At 66.7% G+C, this 20131-nt stretch carries 19 protein-coding genes and 1 pseudogene; 14 read left to right on the top strand and 6 right to left on the bottom strand.

What is annotated here, in order from left to right:
• The first annotated feature begins 104 nt into the window (after positions 1-104).
• Positions 105-605 carry an SbtR family transcriptional regulator gene (locus tag AQJ54_RS47695; protein ID WP_346265488.1) on the top strand — a complete coding sequence of 167 codons (501 nt, stop codon included), beginning with the start codon at positions 105-107 and terminating at the stop codon, positions 603-605.
• Positions 606-757: 152 nt separating this feature from the next.
• Here the strand turns inward: AQJ54_RS47695 and AQJ54_RS40270 are convergent, their stop codons facing one another.
• On the bottom strand, positions 758-1069 hold the full coding sequence (locus AQJ54_RS40270) for a hypothetical protein (protein WP_062246260.1): 312 nt from the start codon (positions 1067-1069) through the stop codon (positions 758-760).
• A gap of 204 nt (positions 1070-1273) precedes the next feature.
• Here AQJ54_RS40270 and AQJ54_RS47910 point away from each other — a divergent pair, with 204 nt between their 5' ends.
• The 4 genes and pseudogenes from AQJ54_RS47910 to AQJ54_RS47170 all read left to right on the top strand — a co-directional run bounded on the left by AQJ54_RS47910 (position 1274) and on the right by AQJ54_RS47170 (position 2471).
• Positions 1274-1633 carry a histidine kinase gene (locus AQJ54_RS47910; protein WP_107121252.1) on the top strand — a complete coding sequence of 120 codons (360 nt, stop codon included), beginning with the start codon at positions 1274-1276 and terminating at the stop codon, positions 1631-1633.
• A complete protein-coding gene (locus AQJ54_RS40260; RefSeq protein ID WP_159055631.1) occupies positions 1555-1947 on the top strand; it encodes a sensor histidine kinase in 393 nt (130 codons plus the stop codon). The genes AQJ54_RS47910 and AQJ54_RS40260 overlap by 79 nt, the downstream gene beginning before the upstream one ends.
• A 171-nt stretch (positions 1948-2118) precedes the next feature.
• Positions 2119-2289: pseudogene (locus AQJ54_RS47175) on the top strand (response regulator); the annotation flags it as partial.
• Positions 2290-2306: 17 nt separating this feature from the next.
• Entirely contained in the window at positions 2307-2471 is a 165-nt protein-coding gene (locus tag AQJ54_RS47170; RefSeq protein WP_248845567.1) for a hypothetical protein, read from the top strand.
• A gap of 752 nt (positions 2472-3223) precedes the next feature.
• Here AQJ54_RS47170 and AQJ54_RS40255 read toward each other — a convergent pair.
• On the bottom strand, positions 3224-4045 hold the full coding sequence (locus tag AQJ54_RS40255; RefSeq protein ID WP_248845560.1) for a FadR/GntR family transcriptional regulator: 822 nt from the start codon (positions 4043-4045) through the stop codon (positions 3224-3226).
• Positions 4046-4272: 227 nt separating this feature from the next.
• Between AQJ54_RS40255 and AQJ54_RS40250 the strand changes: the two genes are divergently transcribed.
• The 5 genes from AQJ54_RS40250 (at position 4273) to AQJ54_RS44490 (ending at position 8687) form a co-directional block, all read left to right on the top strand.
• Complete coding sequence (locus tag AQJ54_RS40250) at positions 4273-5115, top strand: fumarylacetoacetate hydrolase family protein (protein WP_062246251.1); 843 nt, start codon at positions 4273-4275, stop codon at positions 5113-5115.
• A gap of 41 nt (positions 5116-5156) precedes the next feature.
• Positions 5157-6083: a VOC family protein gene (locus AQJ54_RS40245; RefSeq protein ID WP_062246249.1), complete on the top strand. Its 927-nt coding sequence runs from the start codon at positions 5157-5159 to the stop codon at positions 6081-6083.
• Positions 6084-6090: 7 nt separating this feature from the next.
• Positions 6091-7719, top strand: a complete 1629-nt coding sequence (gene mhpA / locus AQJ54_RS40240; RefSeq protein ID WP_062246247.1) for a bifunctional 3-(3-hydroxy-phenyl)propionate/3-hydroxycinnamic acid hydroxylase MhpA — start codon at positions 6091-6093, stop codon at positions 7717-7719.
• Between the two features lie 184 nt (positions 7720-7903).
• Entirely contained in the window at positions 7904-8098 is a 195-nt protein-coding gene (locus AQJ54_RS47165; protein WP_062246245.1) for a CoA-transferase, read from the top strand.
• Between the two features lie 148 nt (positions 8099-8246).
• The gene (locus AQJ54_RS44490; RefSeq protein WP_346265487.1) at positions 8247-8687 is read left to right on the top strand and encodes a P-loop NTPase family protein; all 441 of its coding nucleotides are present in this window, start codon (positions 8247-8249) and stop codon (positions 8685-8687) included.
• A 284-nt stretch (positions 8688-8971) separates the two neighbouring features.
• Here the strand turns inward: AQJ54_RS44490 and AQJ54_RS40230 are convergent, their stop codons facing one another.
• Together AQJ54_RS40230 and AQJ54_RS40225 are read right to left on the bottom strand one after the other, a co-directional pair.
• A complete protein-coding gene (locus tag AQJ54_RS40230) occupies positions 8972-10156 on the bottom strand; it encodes an IS701 family transposase (protein WP_062246243.1) in 1185 nt (394 codons plus the stop codon).
• A gap of 281 nt (positions 10157-10437) precedes the next feature.
• A complete protein-coding gene (locus AQJ54_RS40225; protein ID WP_062246242.1) occupies positions 10438-10671 on the bottom strand; it encodes a hypothetical protein in 234 nt (77 codons plus the stop codon).
• A gap of 158 nt (positions 10672-10829) precedes the next feature.
• Here AQJ54_RS40225 and AQJ54_RS40220 point away from each other — a divergent pair, with 158 nt between their 5' ends.
• A complete protein-coding gene (locus AQJ54_RS40220) occupies positions 10830-11714 on the top strand; it encodes a methionine--tRNA ligase (protein WP_211278642.1) in 885 nt (294 codons plus the stop codon).
• A gap of 1337 nt (positions 11715-13051) precedes the next feature.
• Here the strand turns inward: AQJ54_RS40220 and AQJ54_RS44485 are convergent.
• The gene (locus tag AQJ54_RS44485; protein ID WP_248845559.1) at positions 13052-14692 is read right to left on the bottom strand and encodes a DUF2637 domain-containing protein; all 1641 of its coding nucleotides are present in this window, start codon (positions 14690-14692) and stop codon (positions 13052-13054) included.
• 612 nt (positions 14693-15304) lie between these two features.
• Between AQJ54_RS44485 and AQJ54_RS40210 the strand changes: the two genes are divergently transcribed.
• The 3 genes from AQJ54_RS40210 (at position 15305) to AQJ54_RS40200 (ending at position 18646) form a co-directional block, all read left to right on the top strand.
• Positions 15305-16462 carry a ParB/RepB/Spo0J family partition protein gene (locus tag AQJ54_RS40210; protein WP_062246238.1) on the top strand — a complete coding sequence of 386 codons (1158 nt, stop codon included), beginning with the start codon at positions 15305-15307 and terminating at the stop codon, positions 16460-16462.
• A gap of 292 nt (positions 16463-16754) precedes the next feature.
• Complete coding sequence (locus AQJ54_RS40205; RefSeq protein WP_062246237.1) at positions 16755-17660, top strand: ParA family protein; 906 nt, start codon at positions 16755-16757, stop codon at positions 17658-17660.
• A gap of 605 nt (positions 17661-18265) precedes the next feature.
• The gene (locus AQJ54_RS40200) at positions 18266-18646 is read left to right on the top strand and encodes a hypothetical protein (RefSeq protein WP_062246236.1); all 381 of its coding nucleotides are present in this window, start codon (positions 18266-18268) and stop codon (positions 18644-18646) included.
• Between the two features lie 423 nt (positions 18647-19069).
• Here AQJ54_RS40200 and AQJ54_RS44480 read toward each other — a convergent pair whose 3' ends face one another.
• The gene (locus tag AQJ54_RS44480; RefSeq protein WP_107121250.1) at positions 19070-19867 is read right to left on the bottom strand and encodes a hypothetical protein; all 798 of its coding nucleotides are present in this window, start codon (positions 19865-19867) and stop codon (positions 19070-19072) included.
• Positions 19868-20131: the final 264 nt, after the last annotated feature.

Genomic DNA, 20131 nt, shown 5'->3' with positions numbered 1-20131 from the left:
CCCGGAGCCACCCGGAGCCAGAAGACGATGACAACCGGACGCGCTCACGAGGTGAGGCGTGCAGACGCCTCAACCGGGAGCGCCTGGTAGCCGCCGCGCACGCAGTGTGCACCGAAGCCGGGCCCCGAAGCATCCCTGAACGAGATCGCCCACCGCGCCGACGTGGCCCCAGGGACCCTGTACCGGCATTCCCTGAACCGCAAGGCCCTGCTGACCGCAGTACTCAAAGACCGCGTTCAGGCCCTGTGCCAACACGCAGAGAACCTCGTACCACGGACTCCACCGACAACACCCTGACTCAATGGCTGCGCACCTTCCTGGCCCATGCCCGTGCCAACCACGGCGTGGACAGCGCCCTGATGGTCAACGAACCCGGTACGCCGGACCTGCACTGCCAACAGCTGATCCTTAATGCGCCAGCCGGTCTGCTCACCCGGGCACAGCAGCACAGCACCGCCCGTTCCGGCCTGACCGCCGACGACCTGCTTCGGTTCATCACCGGAATCGCGCTGTCCACGGCCCGCGACCAAGATACCGAACCAGCCCACCGGCTTCTGGCTCTCGTTCTTGACGCTGTGTACGCAGTACCACGGCAAGGCCGGTGACACCAGTCGTGCTTCGCGCCCTGCAGGTGTCAGGCCGCCTGCCCACTCGGCGCCAACCGCCATGCTTCGCCTGCTTGAAGCCGCAGGCGAACGGAGCCTGTTGGTGACATCTATCGCGCTTCAGCGCAGCCGAGGGGACGGCCCGGCTCCGGTCAGAAGTTCCAGAGCACGTGGGAGGAATCGTTGAAGTAGATGTACTTCACGGCCTGGAAAGACCCGTTGATGTCCTCGTAGGCGACCGCCTCATCGTTGCTCAGACCGCTGAGCGAGGCCTGCCAGCACTCGCCGGGGTTGAGGACGTAGCTCGCAGCGTTGCGGTAAGGAAATGCGACATAGGCGTAGTTGCCAGAGGTGTTGCATGCCACGAAATTGTTGGTGTCGGCCTGCGCCGACGCGGGGAACGCCAGCGCCGCCACCGCACCCGCTGCAGCGACACCCAGGACGACCTTGAGATGCTTCTTCATGAAGCTATTTCCCTTCTTCCGGACGGCACTCGGATCCACAGCGGCCCGAGCCCGACATTCGCTACTTCCGAACTCGTCGTGGCCCGCAAACACATCGCCGAGCTGGAGACCGAGTTGTATCAAGGGTGAAGCGCAGCACGGCAGGCGCGGAGTTTGCATCTGCACTTCGGGCCGGTCCAATCTGCCCAACAGGACAAACTTGTCATGGTTAGCTCGGGAGCAGCTCTGACCTTGAGCAGCCGGAGTAAGTCATGCTGGGACAGGGCCACCGTGCACCTCCTGGTTGAACTGGCCCTTTGCCAGGGAGAGTCGCATGGTAGGCCGCCTGCCGGGCTGCTGCTGCGGGACGCCGACCGCAGGGCGGTGGCCGAACTGGGCCGCACCGAGGAGCGGCTCGCGCTGGCCCGGGACCTGCACGACCTGGTCATCCACTACGTCACGGGCATTGTCGTGCGGACCCAGACGGCGCCCGGGTGGTGGCCTCGATGTTCCCCGACGGTGTCAGTCCGGAGGACCAGGCGACCTACTACGACGAGATCGAACAGGCCGGGGCGAAGGCGGTGAAGGCGATGCGGCACTTGGTCGGCATGCTGCGGAAAGACACCACCGACCCCCTCACCAGCCTCCGTGAGGCTGTGCTCAAGGCGGTCGGGGAGGACCGCCGGGTGTGTCTCGATCTGCCCGAGAACCTCGACCGGGTGGCCCGGACCCCCCAACTGGCCACAACCGTCCACCGCGTGATCCTGGAGTCGCTGAACAACGCCCGCCACCACGCATCGCAAGCGACGTACATCAGCGTCGCGCTGCGAATCGAACAGGACGCTGTGAGGCACGTGTTGGTACTGGAGGTGGTCAACGACGGCGTGACAGGGCCGTAACGCGTGGCGAGCGCGGGTTCGGCCGGCGGGCATGGGCGAGCGCGTCCGCGCGCTGGGCGATACGGGACGTACCGGCCCTGAGCCCGGACGGTGGTGGCGAGTCACCGCACGTCTTCCCCTGTCCTCAGGCGGTCCGGTGCCGCGGTTCCTCACGGAGGCGTCGTCGTTACCATTCGGGTGCTGCTCGCCGATGATCAGGAACTGGTGCGCACCGGCTTCCGGTTCATCCTCCAGGACCAGCCCGGCATCGAGGTGGTCGGCGAGGCGGCCGACGGCGAGCAGGCGGTTCGGCTCGGCCGGGAACTGCGCCCTGATGTGACCCTGATGGACACCAGCATGCCGCCCGTCGGATCGCCGACTTGGCGGAACGGAACTTCACGCGTCATGCCCGGGACCAGTTGTGGGCCGCGGACATCACCGAACATCCCACACTGGAGGGCAAGGTGTATTGCGCGGTCGTCCTCGGCACTTTCTCCGGGCGCCTGTTGGGCTGGTCGATCGACGCCTCGCCCACGGCGGCCTGACCACCAACGCCCTGGCCCTGTCCATCGGCAACCGCTCTCCTCGGACGGGCGGCACCATTATCCACTCCGAGCACGCAGTGCAGTTCGGGGCCTGGGCATTCACCCAGCCCATGGGAGAGCCTCCGGCCTGCCGCCCTGCATGGGCTCCATCGGCGACCGCGTGGAACAGCGCGATGATGGAGTCCTTCTGGGCCCGGGGCCAGGCCGAACTACACAGCCGTGGACGATGGCGGACCCGTATGGAGCTGTCCACCACGCTCTTCGACTATCTGGAATCCACAACCGACAGCGCAGGCACTCCGCACCGGGCATGCCCAGCCGGGTGGAGTACGAACTCCGCACCCCGCCAGTAGCGTGAAACCAAGCAACCCGCCCCCCAACCCGGCACAGTCCGGCGCCTCCACCGAGCCCGGAATGGTGCAGAAGGCCGTCGACATGCCGCACGACAGACGGCGGGCCGAGAGGGTGCCGGGGCAGTCAGGTGGGCACGCGGGTCAAAGCGGCGTTCTGGTAGACGTCTACAGCGAGGATACCGAGGACGTCGTCGAAGACGCGTCGCTGGGCGTCGTCGCGGACATGCGGTGCGGGCGCACTCCGGACGGACAGACGACGCGTCCTGGCATCCGCGGCGAACTCGGCAGCGATACCGGGGCCCTGCCGGGGCGCCTGTCAGCCCCCCTGCAGGAGGTCAACGGCGCGTCCGATGTGCGGTGCGTCGGGTACGAGTTTGTGTCGCGGAAGGAAGCGACAGGTCAGTGCGTTTCGGCGGGGCTCGTGTTGTGCTCGTGGATCAGCCGGAGCGCTTCGTCGCGGTCGCGGCGGTCGAGGGCGTCGACGAGGGCACGGTGCAGTTCGTGGCGCTGAGCAATGTATTCGGCCAGCGGCTGCTCGCCGGTGGGCAGCACCGACAGCGTGTGTCCCTCGATGAGATCGAGGAGGCTGGTGTAGAGCGAGCCGAGCAGTACGTTCGGGCTGATGGCGGCGATGGCGGCGTGCAGGCGCCAGTTGGCGTGGACGAAGGCGACGGGGTCGGCGTCGTCGAGGGCACGCTCCATGGCGGTGATGTGTTCGCGCAGTGCGGCGATGTCGGCCGGCGAGGCGTGCCAGAGGGCGTCCTCGATGAGCAGCGGATCGAGGGCGTCGCGGATGCGTACTGCGTCGGCGACGTCGTTCTGCTGGGCATCCAGTGCGAGGACCGAGTTGCCGAGGCGGACCATGGGCGACTGCTCGGCGCTGAACAGCCCGCCGCCAGGGCCCGGCTTGACGGTGACCAGCCCGCGGGACTGGAGCAGGCGCAGCGCCTCGTTGAACGTGCCGACTGAGACCTCGCACAGTGTGCGCATCTCCTCCTTGGTGCCCAGGCGGGAGCCGGGTGGCAGGCTCTCGATCAGCTCGGTGACCCGCTGTGCAGCGCTTTCGGCCCGGCCGGAGGCCGACCCGCGCCCGCTAGCGTCAAAGTTCTGCCCTCCCCGGGAGGCACTGGCGGGCAACGACGCGGAACCACCTCGCCGCCGAGCAGGCCGGGCCCCTCCGGGGGCGGCTGCGGGCGCGGTGCGCTTGGGCGTGGTGGTCACGACGGCTCCTCAAGACTCATATTCATCATGCTCTTTTTACCTCGAACCCTTGACGCCCCAGCCATGCGGTCGCAACATCGAGGTAATCATCATGCTGAATTACCGGTGGGTGAGCAAGGGCTCCGTTGTCGCTGACGGGCGGTTCCTGCGTTGCCCCAGCGGATCGAGTGGCCGCAACCCGCCTTGGTTTTGGCGGCCCCGTTCCCACCTCTCCCGGGAGACACATCGTGCGTATCGCCAACATCTCCGGCCGTCTGGCGTTGATCGTGGACGGTAAGGCCGTCGACGTCGAGAACGCCAGTGACGGCAGCTTCACCGCCGACCCACAGACCGTCTACGAGCGCTGGGAGGTGTTCCGTTCCTGGGCCGCTACCGCAGACCTGCCCGAGGGCGTGGCCTTCGACCCGGCCGACCTGGGCTCGCCGGCCCCCGCGCCGCGGCAGACACTGGCGATCGGCCTGAACTACCGCGATCACGCCTCGGAGTCCGGATTCGAGGCGCCCGAAGGGCTGCCGCCGGTGTTCACCAAGTTCGTCACCAGCATCAGTGGCCCCATCACCGAGGTGAAGCTGCCCGAGGGCGGCAACACCGACTGGGAGGTCGAGCTGGTCGCCGTCATCGGCCGCCACGCCGAGAACGTGGCGGAAGCGGATGCCTGGAGCCACGTCGCCGGGCTGGCCGTAGGCCAGGACATCTCCGAGCGTGTGTCCCAGCTGGCGGGTCCCGTGCCTCAATTCAGCCTGGGCAAGTCCTTCCCCGGTTTCGCGCCGATCGGCCCGTGGCTGGTCACTCCGGATGAGTTCGCCGACCCCGATGACCTCGAACTGCGCTGTGTGATCAACGGTGAGGAGGTCCAGAAAGGCCGCACCCGCGACCTGATCTTCTCGGTGCCCGCACTGATCGCCAAGATGTCCGCGGTGCTGCCGCTGCTGCCCGGAGACGTCATCTTCACCGGCACCCCGGCCGGTGTCGGGCTCGGCCGCGACCCTCAGCGCTGGCTGGCGGCCGGTGACGAACTCGTCAGCACCATCGAGGGCATCGGCGAACTGCGCCAGACCTTCGTCGCCTGACCCGGCAGGACCCGCGAGACAAAGGAGTCGAGGAGTCCCCCATGGCACTGCACCGTCTGACCTCCATCACCATGGGGGTCCCCAACGTCGCCGAGACGGCGGCCTACTACACCGACTTCGGCCTGAGCCCCGAGACCGACGGCTGGTTCGCGACCCGGGACGGCGGGCGTCAACTGCGTATCGTCCACGCGCCGACCCGCCGCCTGGTGGAGGTCCGCATCGGCGTCGACACACCCGACGACCTCGCAGCGGCCGCCTCGCGGCTGAAGCGCCTCGGCATCGAAAGCATCGTCGAGGGCAGCACCCTGTCCGCTTACGACAAGGCCACTGCCGTACGCGCCGTCCTCGAGACCCTCCCCCGCCTGACCCAGAATCCGGTGAGGGCCACCGTCTACAACGGTCCCGGCCGACCCGAGCGCACCGGATCGCGCGCCCCGGGTGTCCTGCGCACCGACCCGGTGCAGCCCCGCAAGCTCGGGCACTCCGTCGTCGGCACCACCGACTTCGACGCCACCACCGCCTTCTTCCGGAACGGCCTGGGCTTCAAGGCGTCCGACTACATCAAGGACCACGGGGCGTTCCTGCGCTGCTCCACAGACCACCACAACATCCTGGTGCTGGCCGCGCCGGTCACCTTTTTGCACCACACCTCCTGGCAGGTCGACGACGTCGACGAGGTCGGCCGCGGTGCGGCGGCCATGCTTCAGGGCCACCCCGAACGCCACGTGTGGGGCCTGGGCCGCCACCACGCTGGCTCCAACTTCTTCTGGTATCTGAAAGACCCGGCCGGCAACTTCAGCGAGTACTACTCCGACATGGACTGCATCGTCGACGACCAGCTGTGGACGCCGGAGGTCCTGGAGGGCGCCAAGGGCCTGTTCAACTGGGGTCCGCCGCCCCCGCCGTCCTTCCTCGCCCCCGAGGATCTCGCCGACCTGATGACCAGCACCCACAGCTCGACAAGGTAGAGCAACCATGACAGACACCTCAACGCCGATGCACGACGTCGCCATCGTGGGCTTCGGTCCCATCGGGCAGATGCTGGCCCTGCTGCTGGGCCGGCAGGGCCACGACGTCATCGCGATCGAGCGCTGGCCCAGCCCGTACGACCTGCCCCGGGCGGTGCACTTCGACCACGAGATCGGCCGGATCTTCCAGGCCGCCGGTGTCAGCGAACAGGTCCGCGCGGTCACCGAACCGGTGCCCGACCACTACGAATGGCGCAACCATGCCGGCGAGGCGCTCGTCCGTATCGACTGGTCCGGTCTCGGCCCGTCCGGCTGGCCGACCGCCAGCTTCTTCTGCCAGCCTCAACTGGAAGCCGTGCTCGCCGGGGCCGCGCAGAGCCTGCCCACGGTCACCGTTCGCCGCGGCTGCGAGGCCGTCGACCTCGTCCACGGCGAGGACCACGTCCGCCTGACCGCGAACGGTGCCGGCGTGCCGGAGGAGATCCGCGCCCGCTACGTCATCGGCGCCGACGGCGCCAACAGCTTCGTCCGCTCGGGGATGGCCACCACCGTCACCGACCTCGGGTACTTCTACGACTGGCTGATCGTCGACACCCTGCCCCGCGAGCAGACGACCTGGTCGCCGATGAACTGGCAGCTGTGCGACCCCGCCCGACCCACCACCATCGTCTCCGGCGGCCCCGGGCGCCGCCGCTGGGAGTTCCTGCGCCTGCCCCACGAGAGCATTGAGGAACTCAACACCCTGGAGACCGCCTGGCGGCTCCTGGAGCCCTGGGGCCGCACCCCGGCCAACACCACCATCGAGCGGCACACTGTCTACACCTTCCAGGCTCGCTGGGTGGACCGCTGGCGGGAGGGACAGCTGATCTTGGCTGGCGACGCAGCCCACCAGATGCCGCCCTTCGCCGGGCAGGGCATGTGTTCCGGGATGCGTGACGCGATGAACCTGGCCTGGAAGCTCGACCTCGTCCTGACCGACCGTGCCGACGCAGATCTGCTGGACACCTACACCTCCGAGCGCAGCGAGCACGTCCAGCACGCCATCGGCATGTCGATGGCCCTGGGTCAGGTCATCTGCGTCCTCGACCACAATGACGCCGCGGCCCGCGACGCCCGCATGATCGCCGCCGGCGCCGACCCGCAGCACGCACTGCCGCCCACCCCACCGCCAGTCCTCGGCGACGGCCTTCTCCAGCGGTCCCCGGACGGCAAGCGCGCGCCCGGTGTAGGGCACCTCACCCCCCAGTACCAGCTCACCCACCAGGGGCGGACCGCCCTGCTGGACGACCTCACCGGCGGAGGCTTCATCGTCCTCACCGACGGTGACGCACCCCTGGCCATGCTCGCCGACACCGACCGTGCCTTCCTGGCCGGCATCGGCGGCCACATCGTCGCCCTGCACGAGGACACCGCACCGCCGGAGGGCTACCTCGACGCCCCCGACGGCTACCTGCCCCACATGCGCGAGCACGGCCACGTCGCCGCGATCGTCCGCCCCGACTTCTACCTCTTCGGCGCCGCGCGCGACGGGGCCGGGCTGCGCGACCTGATCGGGCAGCTGCGCGAGCAACTACAGCAGCCTGCAGCCCCGACAGCTCGTCCGGCCCAGCCGCTGCTGACCACCGGGAAGCAGTAGCCGGGCACCCCTCTCACCTGCACACAGCGCGCCCCAAGAACGCGGCGGACGGACCCCGCACAGGTCCGTCCGCCGCCGTGCCCCGGCACGAAACCGGGAGCACCGTACAGCGTCCGGACCCTGCCACAGCTGCCGCACGACCCGGACGCCTTACACCCCTTGACCTACCCGAGGACCTCTTTCCATGGACAAGGCCATCCCCTGCGCGGCCCATGCCGTGGCCGACATAGGCCACGGCGCCTCGCTCGCCGTCGGCGGCTTCGGCCTGTGCGACATTCCCAGCACCCTCCTCGACGCCCTCTGTGACGCCGTTACATTTGGTCAGTCGGTGGTGGCGGGTGAGGAGCGCAGGAGCGTTCCTCCCTGGGCGCCAGGATAGGGTGCACTCGTGAAACGGATCTTGGTGGTGGGTGTCACCGGTGCAGGCAAATCCACGCTCGCCCAAACTTGAGCCGTCATCTGGGCCTGCCTCACCACGAGTTGGACGCGCTGTACTTAACGGCCCCAACTGGGCCATCAACAACAAGTTGACCGAAGACGTATCAAGTCTCACCGCCGAGCCTCGCTGGATCATCGACTCTCTCGGTTATCCGGAAGTCCGTGACCTACTGTGGGAACGGGCCGACACCGTGATATGGCTTGACTATCCAAAACGCGTCATCATGCCTCGCGTACTGCGCCGGTCCATCCGGCGCACCGTCACACGCGAGGTCCTCTTCGGCGGCAACAGGGAAACCTGGACGGACTGGCTGAGCCGGCAACACCCCGCTTGGTGGGCCTGGTCCCAACACGGGGCCCGCCGCCGTGAAGTCGAGCGCCGTGTCCGCGATCCCCGCTTCGCCCCGCTCGACACCCTCCGCTTCGGCCACCCCCGCGACACGGCGGCAATGGCTGGCATCCCTCTGACCCGGCGGGCCAAGCTGAACCCTGCTTCATCGACGGGCTGGCATCCTGCAAAACGGCGCTGATCTCGGTCGTCACCCGACGAGTCTGCGATAGCAGATGAGGGCTGCGGTGATGCCGACGAAGGCGAGGAAGTGCTCGGACTTGTGCTCATAGCGCCGGTACGGGCGGGGAAGACGGACCCTAGTACTGCAACGGTGCTTGTTCTGAGTGCTGGGCAGTCTTCAGGGGCTGTGTCCGCGTCGTTTGTAGTGACTCAGGCGGGCTTGATATTGGCGTCGTCGGCGCCACGTTGACCATCGCAGAATGTGCTCGACGGGCGCTGGCCGGCGGTCGATGAGGCGGTGGATCAAGCGTCGGATTTCTGCGATGCTGAGGTGGATGAGCTGGGAGGATCCGTTTCTGCTTTGTCCGTGTCCAGCAGGCGGGCCCGCAGGACAGTGAGGCAGGCGTGGGCGGCCATGGCCAGGGTCATGTGGCGGTGCCAGCCGGGGTAGCGGCGGACCTGGTAGTCGTCCAAGCCGCATTCCTGCTTGGCGGTCTGGAAGCATTCCTCGACTGCCCATCGGCTGCCCGCGATGCGGATCAGCTCGTCCAGCGTCGTGTCGGCGGGACAGTAGGCGACGTAGTAGGAGATCTCCTCGGGCCTGCTGACGCTGCGGCGGGCGAGAACCCAGTGCCGACGGTCCTCGCGGTGCCAGGGCCTCACTTCGACGCGTGCCCAGTCGAAGATCCGCCGGCCATGGGCTCCTTCACCGCAGGAACGGCGCTTCCATTTCTGCCGTGGCAGGCCGGGAAACAGGTCATGGACGGGGTGATCGATGGACCAGCGGGTGACGACGGTGTCGTGCCGGGTGGTGGCCATGACGTGGAAGACGTCCGCCTGCTCAAGCTCGAACCGCCAGCCCTTGCTGTAACCGTAAGCGGCGTCCGCCGTCACCCAGCTGAACGGGACCTTGTCGGCGATGGCCCGGCGGACCATCGCCTTGGCCATGGCCACCTTCGTCTCGAAGGCGACACTGTCGTCGATGCCGGCCCGGCGGCAGCGGGCCCGGTCATCCGTCCAGGAGGTGGGCAGATACAGACGGCGGTCGATCAGAGTGCGTCCACGGCCGGTGGCGTAGGCGAGGAACACACCGATCTGGCTGTTCTCGGTGCGTCCTGCGGTTCCGGAGTACTGCCTTTGCACGCCGGCCGAGCAGACGCCCTTCTTGAGAAACCCGGTGTCATCGATGATCAGGACGGCGTCCCGCTCTCCGAGGTGTTCCACCACGTAGTCGCGTACGTCGTCCAGGACCTCGTCGGCATCCCACTCGATCCGGTTCAGCAGCCGATGGATGCGATCGGGGCCCGCGTGACCGGCCTTCTCCGCAAGCGTCCAGCCGTTCTTCCGCTCCAGCGGCGCAACCAGCCCCCGCATATAAGCAAGTGCCGACTGACGCGGCTCTTCCCGGTTGAACCGGTGCACGAACCGCTCATGCAGTACGTCCAGCTCTCCGGCCCACAACCTGACTTCAGCAAGGTCCCCACCCATAACCACACCAACGAACGAGCTGGCCAGCAGTCACGGCAAGCACCGTTGCAGTACTAGTGCGCGTATTCGCCGCGCGCGGAGAGCGTGTGGGGCAACTATGCGGACCGCTGCCATCGGGGAGAGACTGGCCGCTGTCGCCCACGCGTTGCTCGACGTCGCCTCTGCGATCCGCGAACAGAAGCCATCCCTCGGCCCCTTGGCTCGGGCTACCAGGGTCGGTAGAGCTTGATGTGGGCGTCGCCGTTGGGAAAGGGTCGGTTGAGACGGTTCGCGACCTCGCGCTACAGGCGCAGCCCGGCGCTGTCGCCAGTAGCGGCCAGGAGGGCCGTCCATAAGGCACCGTCGGAGTTGGTGCCGCTCTCTACGAGTACCAACAGTTCCACCTTGTCCTGGTCATCAAGGCGTCCAAGTTGGCGCAGCCCGGTCTTGCGCTGGATTTCCGGCCAGGCGGTGGTGCACTGCTCACGGGCCGCCTTCTTCAGCGCACCCCGGACAGCCAAGACGAACTTCTCCACCCTCTCGACGCGAGCCTGGTGCGTGTGACGCTCCCTGGCCTGCGCCCATTCACGCTGCTGAGCTCCCTGCCTCTCGGTCCCTTACGTTCTTCGGCCGCGCGCCACTGGGCCATCGTGCGCTCTCTAGCCTCTCGCGCCTGTTCCTGAACCCGCCGCACGTGGACTTCGGCAGCAGCAACGATCTGCCTCTCCTCTTCCGGGGCGTCACGGTCCCTGACCAGGCGGATTGCCTGCTCGTACAACTCAGCGGACGGCTGCCGCTTCAACCGCTGTACGACAGCGCGCCGACGCCGTGCACGGTGCTCTACAAGCTCGCGTTCCCGCGATGGACACCGGACATCGACTACCACGTCAACGAGTTCTACTTACTGGACGGCAGCAAGTTCTCCACCAGCCGTAGGCACGCCGTGTGGAATAGGAGATCCTCGGGCCCGACAGCGTCGACGCGGTGCGCTACTACCTGTCGCGCACGCGCCCGGAAGGCATGGACTGACTTCACGCGCTCCGCCTACGGAGCGGTGCTGCACGACGTCCTCATCGGCACCCGGCGGAAGTGGCTCACAGACCTCGGCGAACGGGTCGCCAAGCGCTACAACGGCACCGCCCCGGACGCCGGCAACTGGACACCCGAACATTCGGCTTTCCTCGGCCGCCTAGGCTCGCGCTTGGCCGCACTCACCGGAAGTCTGAGGCCGGACGGGTTCTCACTACGCCAGGCAGCCGCCGAACTCGACGGCATCGTCCAGGACGTGGTGCGCTTCACCACGGCGGAAGGGCTGGTCGAAGACACCGACGACTGGCACGGCGAGAGCCGCACGGCCCTCGCCCTGGAACTTGCAGTGGCCCGCCTGCTGGCCTCAGGGGCCGCTCCGGTGATGCCCCGCTTCGCCGGACGGCTGTCAGCCACGCTCGACCTTCCGGAACCCACAGCCTGGCTCCGGACGGTGGAACCCCTCACCCCCGGGTCGAAGGTCCGGCTCTCATCGACCGTGTTCTTCCGGCCCACCACCAGCACCGACGACGCACGTCTTCCCCGGACCTGAGCCGCAGAAATGGACTCCCGCGCCAACCGGCGGCCCAGCGCGGGATCCGTCCGTGCCGGGCCAGCGCTGTCGTCCCGGTCGTGCCCACGTCCTGGAGATGCGATCGAGGCGTCACGGTGGGGATCGTCATCCGCCTCGGATCCGTCGCTGGCTGCCTCTGCCTCGATTGCCGCATCCACCTGCTGCACGGGCGTACCCGTCAAGCACAGCGGTGCGGCAGGCGCAGTACCAGCAGAGGCCACGGCGGCACCCAGCAGCGTGGTGGGAGAAGGGCCCGCCCCGGATGCCATCGTCCGGGCGACCCACCGCTGTGTGGACCTTAGTTGCACGACCCGTATGGCGCCGTGCCCGGGCGCGTGGCGGGGAGCCTGCGGACGTTGCTGTTGGCCGCCCTTCGCCCCCTGTGGTCTGGCGCCCTCTCCCCCGCCTCCGTACAGATCCTGCTCCCCGGCCCCGACGCACCACACGAGTCTTGGCTCGACCGCCGCTCCCACAACGTCGCCCACTTCGGATCCGGACTTCACTCCAGAGCTCCTCAGAAGCCAGGTCCGAGCCAACATCGACTACCTCACCAGGGCCTCACACGCACAACCCGGCCTCCGGCTGCACCGCTACAACCTGCCCAAGACCTTCCGCGTCATCGCCACTGACAGGGCCTGCTACCTCACCTTCTACAGTGACCACGGTCACGGCAGGAACTCTCCCTGCCTGTACGCACGCGCACCCGGTCTCCTTTACACCAGCGCCCTCGAGTAGTTGGACACCGCTTGGGCAAAGAGCACCGAAGTCCCTCTCGCGCAGCATCTCTGACACCCTGATCGGACCTTGATCACTGACCCTCCTCCCCCGCCTGCGAGCTGAGCAGCGCGAGACGCGTCAGAAACGGACCAGCTGCGTCGGTTCTTAGCATCACTGGGGGGGTAGTTCTCGCTCGTATCAGTGCTCCAGTCGTCATATTCGAGTGCTTGCTGCTACTTGCTCATGACGCCCCTTGGGTCCGTGAACTGATGGACGGACCTGTCCGCGGCCGGGTGCGTGTCGAGGAGACTCTACGACGTCTTGGTAGAGATGCCCGATGCGGCCTCGCCGTGACCGTCTGATACGCGGGGTAACGGAGGCCAGGAAGCGCGCTCTCGCTGCGCAATGGGCAGCATGGCTGCGCATTGTCTGGTTGACCTGCGATTTTCCCCGACTGCGCAGCCGTGTTCACTGGCTAGGACCCCGGTGCGCAGTGACGAGCAGATTGGCTTCCTACTGCTGGGGCCGTGCGTGGTGACGGGTCAGCGCCTGTCAGCGCCGTTCGAAGTAGGCAGCCTGTTCGGCGATGTACTCGGCTGTCAGGGGCAGGTAGTGCTGCGCAGTGATCCCATGATCCCATGGGCTGCGCATTCCTGCGCAATGGCGTCGGGAGAGGGAGCCTCATTGCGCAAGCGCTGTTCCGACCAGAAGGTGTAGACACGGGACGGCAGGAGGTAGCGGCGCAGGGTGGAAGGGCTCACGGGCTTTCCACCGCGGCCGCTCATGCCTCTCTTGGCGAGGTAGACGGAGAGTTGCTCGGCCTTGGGTTCTTCGCCATGTTCGTTCTGATACTCGGTCCAAGCCAGGTAATAGCGGTCGACGGTGCTGAGTACAACGTTCTCCCCCGGCGCGCCGTCCTCGCCTGACGACGGCTCGTTGATGGGAGCGCTCACCCGGGGGCTGCGCACCTCCATCGCTGGGTGCGCACCGGCGTCAGCCGGAGTCTCCTCCTGCGCTTCCTGGTTTACGAAGGACTCCAGGTCTGCGCCGGTGATGGGCTGACCGTTGCCGCCGGTGATCTTGTCTCGCTCGTAGACATAGGCGGCAAGGGCGGCCGGGTCGGGGTACGTCCCGTGCTCCTGCGTGTACGTGATCCAGGCGTTGTAGAAGTAGTCATCCCACTCGTCATCCGCGGCGCCAGCGTCCTCCGCGTCTGGGAGGTCATGGGGTGCGGCGTCGCTGTGAGTTGAGGACGTATGACGGTGCTTGAAGAGGTTGAGCAGGGGTTCGAGTTGCTCATCTGAGAGGGGCCGGCCAGCCGCAGTGGCGATGCCGTACTGGTCCTGGAGCCACAAGGCAAACTGGGCGCTGGTGGGCTCCACTTCGAAGGCCACGATCCAGTCCTGGTAGGTGCCATCGAGGCGTTGATCGTTGCCTTCGCTTTCGAGCTGGTGGGGCTGCTCGGGACATGCGGCCTGTGCCCGCGCTGGCGGCTGGAGCTCCGCCTGCGTCGCCGGCGCGAGTTGCTTCTCCTTCCCGAACAGCGTCTCGAGTTCAAGGCTTTGGCGCTGCTCCGGGACCGCGGCCCGCTCGACGGTGAATTGGATGGGCGGCTCGTCGATCCCCGCGGCGGCCAGACCGGCGCGGGTCGTCTCGGCCAGGGGAACGCCGTAGCGGGCCAGACGGAGCGGCATCAGTGACTCCACCGGAGCCTTGCGACGCCAGGGCCGGCCGAAGCGGGCATGGAGGCTGGTCTGGTAGACGAGGCGTTCTTGCTCGAGCTTGATGACCTGCTCGTAGGAGCGAAGCTCCCAGAGCTTCATGTGGCGCCAGAGCAGGAAGGTCGGGGCCGGCGAGAGGAGCCAGCGCGCGAGGCGGACGTCTTCCATGTGCTTGTCCGCGGTGACGTCGGCGATGCGACCGACGGCGTGCCGGGCGGCCTCTACCGCGACGACGAACAGAACCGGGATCACCGCGTGCATACCCACACCCAGAGGGTCAGGCCAGGCGGCTGCGCCATTGAAGGCGATCGTTGCGGCCGTCAGCAGCCAGGCCGTCTGCCGGAGCAAGGGGAAGGGGATGCGGATCCAGGTCAGGAGGAGGTCCAGGGCGAGGAGCACGCAAATACCGGCGTCGATGCCGATCGGAAAGACGTAGGCGAAGGTCCCGAAGCCCTTCTTGAGCGCCAGTTCACGTACGGCCGCGTATGAGCCGACAAAGCCGATACCGGCGATGATCACAGCACGAGTGACGACGACGCCGATGAGAACCGCTCAGGTCAGCTGGGGCCTCGCTTCATTCCCCGCAGCCACGTCCCACTCCCCTACTCAAGCATCACGACTGTGCAGCGCTTACCCTCGCATGATGTGGCATTAGTTGGACCGGGCCGACGGTCTTTCGTCTGAGATCGTCAGCGAATAGTAACCGCCCGCGCCGTCAGTCGCTCGGCGCAGGCGGCGTAGCGACGGTTCTCCTCTCGCCCCTCGCGCATGAGCCCAGCGGCGTGCGACGACAGAACTGGTCGCTACGACATGCGTCACCGCCCGCAGAGCTGGAAGGAGGCCCGACGACTGCGTGCGGGCCGGTGCATACCGACGCTGACGGGCCCTCAGTACGGCAGAAGACCAGCCGCCGCGTGCTGCGAGTCATCGCCGCCTGCCTGCATCTGGCAAGATCGTCCCGCAGCCGAATGACGCTGACTCTTGCCGGTTCGCCGCGAATGGGGCAAAACGCCCTCACTTAGCTAGCTGTAGGGAGTGATTGCGCCGCAATCACTCCCTACAGCGCAGCTCTTGGACCGCTGGCCGATAAGCTCACGTCCGCGTCAGTAACAGCATCCACCGGAGAAGCCCATGCCTCAGAAACCCGGTCTCAAGCGCGACCTCTCCGCAGAGAGGGCTGCGCGCAAGGCGGCCACACAGCAGGCGCGCCTCGTACCGCAGGGACTGCCGACGGTCCGACCGGATCAGCTGATGCCGAGCCCGGAAAACGGGCGCAAGAAGCTACTCAAGATCGACGAGCTGGCAGAGACTCTTCGTACGGACGGGATGAACACCGCCATGACGGTGATCCCACCGGATGTATATGTGGAGATCTACCCACAGCACAAGGAGGCGGTGGACGCCCAGGTCGCGGAAGGGATTCTCTTCGTCGTTCACCACGGGCACCGTCGTCTGGCCGCAGCAGTAAAGGCCGGGCTCGCTGAGGTCCCGATCCTGGTGCGCCGAGAGGTACCGAGCCTTCGCATCGCGGCCATCCAGGAGAACCTCCAACGGATGGCCCTCAACCCGATCGAGGAGGCCCGGGAGTTTCAAGAGGCCCTGGATGAGAGGGACGGCGACGCCCGGCAGCTTTCGCAGCGGGAGCTGGCCAAGCGGGTGGGCTGTTCGCAGACGTATGTATCGCATCGCGTCGCGCTTCTTCGGCTCGTTCCGGCGCTCCAGCAGGCGACCATCGATCACTGGCTGAAGGAGCAGCAGTTGCTCGAGGCCGAGGAGGATGAGACGTCGAGCAGCAGGATTCTGTTGCCGGTCCGGGAGGCCGCCACCGTCTTCGCACGCCTCCGCCCCGACCTGCAAGAGGCCTTCTTGCGCGGTGAGCTGACGTCGGCACAGGCCGCCAGCGTCAGCAAGCTCCCGACCGAACAGCAGGCCCTTCCCACCGCCGAGGAGCTCGATGATTGCGGCGCAATCAACGAGCCGCCCACCGACACAGCGACGTCGCTGCCGGTACCCCGCCCAAGCGAGTCACCCGCTCCCAGCGTGCCGAGCCCCTCGGCCCCGGCACAACCAGCCACGCCGCTCACGCGTCCGGATGGCGCCGCTGACAAGCGGCCTGCTGACCGGGCTCCAGCCACCCAGAGGCAACCTGCCGCGACTCCAGTGGCCACGCAGCAAGCCGAACCCCGCGGTGTGATCGTGGTGCGCAGCATCGAAGACCTGGCGCTCAACATCGCAGAGCTCCTCGACCCTGAAGAGATCGAGGCGTTGAGGGATCTCCTCGCCCTCTGACGACTGATGCCATCGTCGCCTCACCGGTCTATCCGGTGGGGCGACTAGTTTTTGCGCAGGTCTCCCCTGTAACGTGCCGCCCGGTACTTTCGTCACTTCGGGTCTGGCCGGGAGCACGGCACCGACTCGAACGGTCTGTGATTGCGGCACAATCATTCGCCCACTGCGGATCCGCTGCCAGACAGCCATACCTACCGGCGTCCGCCCTACAGCCATCGCTGATCATGCGAGGCAACGAGCGCGATCCCCACCCGGGACTGATTGCGCCGCAATCAATCGTGGAGGCTCACTCATGACTTCGTCCCAGAACCACGCGGCTGCTACGGCAACTGCTGGGCGTATTGCACGCGTCCTCGCGCTCACCAATCAGAGCGGTGGCGCCGGCAAGACGACGTCAGCAGTCAACATCGGCGCCTGTGCCGCAGACCTTGGTCTCACCGCACTCGTCATTGACGCCGACGCCCAGTGCGACGCCTCGGCAGCCCTCGGCTACGACGCCCCAGACGACATTCCCAACCAGGCGAACCTCTACGACGTCCTGACGGGAGCCGCCAAAATCGAGAATGCCGTCGTAGCGGCCATGGCGGGACCGATGGGGGAGGACGGCACCAAGCCGATCCCCAACCTGTTCGTCGTACTCGGATCCAGCGCCCTGGAGGAGGCCGAGCAGCTTCTCGCGCCGAAGACGGGACGTGAGTTCTGGCTGCGCACCCAGATCGAGAGGATCCGCGACACCTACGACCTGATCCTCATCGACTGCCCCGGCAACCTCGGACTGATCGTCGTCAACGCCATCGTCGCCTCGGACGAGGTCGTTGCCTGCGTCAAGCCGGGATGGAAGGAACTTCGGGCCCTGACCCGTATGGAGAACAAGATCGACGAAATCCGGGACACATTCTCGGTCATGGGCGCATCTGCTGAGCTCTCCAACATTCTGATTGTCGACTGCCCCACCACCCGCAACCAGGGGGCCGTGTACGACGACAGCCAGCAGCAAGCCAAGGAAGCCTACGAAGAGCTCGTGTTGCCCACGGTGCGTAGGAGCCCTCGTATTCCCGAGGCATACGCCGCGCAGAAGGTCTTGCGCTACTACGACCCTGTGACGGAGAACCCCTCGAAGCTCACGTCGGCGAACGCCCTATCCGCCACGGACGACTACTACCTCGTCACTCAGGCCTTGGGGTTCACCCGCAAGTAGCGTGATTGCGGCGCAATCAGCGCCTCGACGGTCAAGGCCCTCCTTCGTACAGGGAGGGCCGACCGCACGACACTCCATTGTCGCAGCCACCTACCCGTCACAACACCGGTTCGCCCATGAAGCGACTCAACTCACCACAGCCGCGGAAGTCTGCCTATTCCGCCAAGATCCTGAGAAAACGGCCCCACCTGGCTGCCACCTCAAGCCGCTTCGACCATGAGCGCCACTTCAGTGCGCCCGCCGCTCAGACGCCACCAGGACGCGGGCAACACTCTTGAGCAGGTGATGGTCGTCCGAGCGTCGTGACATACAGCCGAGCCAGCCTCACGCCAGTACTGTCCCTCCAGTCAACAAGCAGTAACGGTCATGATGCGTACCACCATGCACTCAATGGCCCGCTCCGACCGGCAACTGCCGCCGACCTGCCCATCCCACAAAAGCTCCGCTCGCCAGCCGACCCCCACCTCCCACCGGCCTCGCCGTAGGCGTCTGGCCAGAGGTAACCCTCCCTTTCGAACCGGGTCGAAGAGCTGGCCAGAACCCCCTAGAGCATCGGTACGCTCCCGGCACTCGCCACACATCGGCAGTGACCGAAGGGAACCGACATGCGCAACGACATCAGACTGACCACAGCCTTCACGCTCGCAGACGCGGCCTCGGCCATGTTGAACATGGGTACGGCCGAGGCAAAGCCTGCCGCAGACTCCTGGGGTACGTGCCCGGCGGTGGCGGTGTGCGTCTTCCCGGAAGGCGTCGACGCCGGCACCACCCAGACCAGCCCCACCAACACTTACTGGAGCTACGGGCCCCACAACCTCAGCGGCCAATACGGCTATCACTGGGTCTACAACAACCACACCGGCGGGGCCCAGGCCTACCTGTGCACGTCCTACAACGGACGCGACTGCTACTTCGACATGAAGCCGGGAGTGGCCTACTGGACCGACCTGACCCCCGTGAACTCCATAGACCTCTCTCGCCAGTAGCCCTGCCCCTGTCCCTGTCCCGCTGACGGTCGGCGCACGGCGAGCCGTCAGCGGGAACGCTCTTACGTGACACACAGAGTGAGGTGTGACATGACCGATGCTGCTGGCCGAACGCCGCTCTGCGGTGCCGGGGCTGCCTCCCAAGTACGGGAAGGGCCGATGTCGCCTCGATGTGTCTATGCGCGCGGGTACAGTTCGGGAAGGGTGCTCTGCGATGGCCGCGTGACTTGGCCTCGAGCAGGAGAGACGTCCAGAGGCTGTGAGGCACGCAGGCCCGGGAGGGACTGCATGCTCGAATTGCCGCCTCTCCTCCTCCGCTGCCCCGGAGCGAGGGAGACCCCATGAGGACACGCCAGTGGTTCGCGCCGCTGTCGGTAAGTACATCCGGGGGAGTGGGGGAGTGAGGGAGAGCCGCGCTGCTGATCAGCTTCCTGCGATGAGTTCAGCAGCTGCTGCGTAAGCTTGGTTCGCCTCCATGGTGGCTCCGGCCGATCCGGCGTTCCTTCGCGCCGCCTTCTCGAGTTCGCGGATAGCAGCTTTGACGTAGGTCTCCAGGCTGACGAACTGGATGGGAGTGCGGCAGTTGGGCAGGACTTCTGCGATCTCATCGAGCCAGTAGGTCACTTCATCGCCGTCGTCCAGGCCGTCACGATGCTCCAGGAGGCGCATAGCCACAGGTGCCAGAAGACGGTGTCGTTGTGTAGCGTGCGCAGCCGCGCGACGGTCGGCTGCTGCCTGCGCTGCAACGAGCCGTTCAGCTTCCCGCACGGCCTCGGGAGTCCTGCGAACAGGCTGGCCGTCGCCGACCAGGGCGGCGGCACGGAGTCGTGCGGCCTTGTTGTACGCCGCGCTGGGCGCATTCACCGCCAGAGCGGACGCCAGCTGCACCCACTCGGCGTTGGCCGCTCGAGCGTCCGCGACTGCCTTCGCCTGATGAAGGTCTGTCTGCTCCCGAAGATACTCCCAGAGCGTGACGCGTTGGATCGCAGCGGTGCGCCGTGCGTTCTCGTCCTTCAAGGCTCCAGCGTGCGCTTCGAGATAGAGAAGAGCTTGGAAGAGTTCGTCGTCGGCCGGCATGCGGTCAATATTGGGATCCTCTGCTGCTTCGTGGAGGCGCCGGATACCTGCAATCGCAGCCACCGCATCGAAGGTTCCAATCCGGCTAGGAGTCTTCTGCAGGGGCTTCTTAGGGTCGGCCGATCGGCGAGGTGGTCGTGCCATGACGTCATTGTGCCCGTGAAGAGGAAGCGATTCACATTCTGTGAATCCATGCTTTATGGACCCTTAACCGATCGCGGCAACGCCCGCTCCGAGACCTGCCACCTGGCTGCCCTCAACAGAAAAAGCCTGGCCACAAGGCTGCGCCACGACAGTGACACCGTTCGGCCTCGCGTGGGCAATGCCACGTCCACGGGTCACCGGCCTGTCGCCAACTGGGCGGTATGACGTCGGAATGTCTCGGCCACTGCATACTCGTCTCTGACC

It is taken from the genome of Streptomyces griseorubiginosus, assembly GCF_001514195.1.
GTDB lineage: Bacteria > Actinomycetota > Actinomycetes > Streptomycetales > Streptomycetaceae > Streptomyces > Streptomyces griseorubiginosus.
This window is presented reverse-complemented; position numbering and strand designations above follow the sequence as displayed.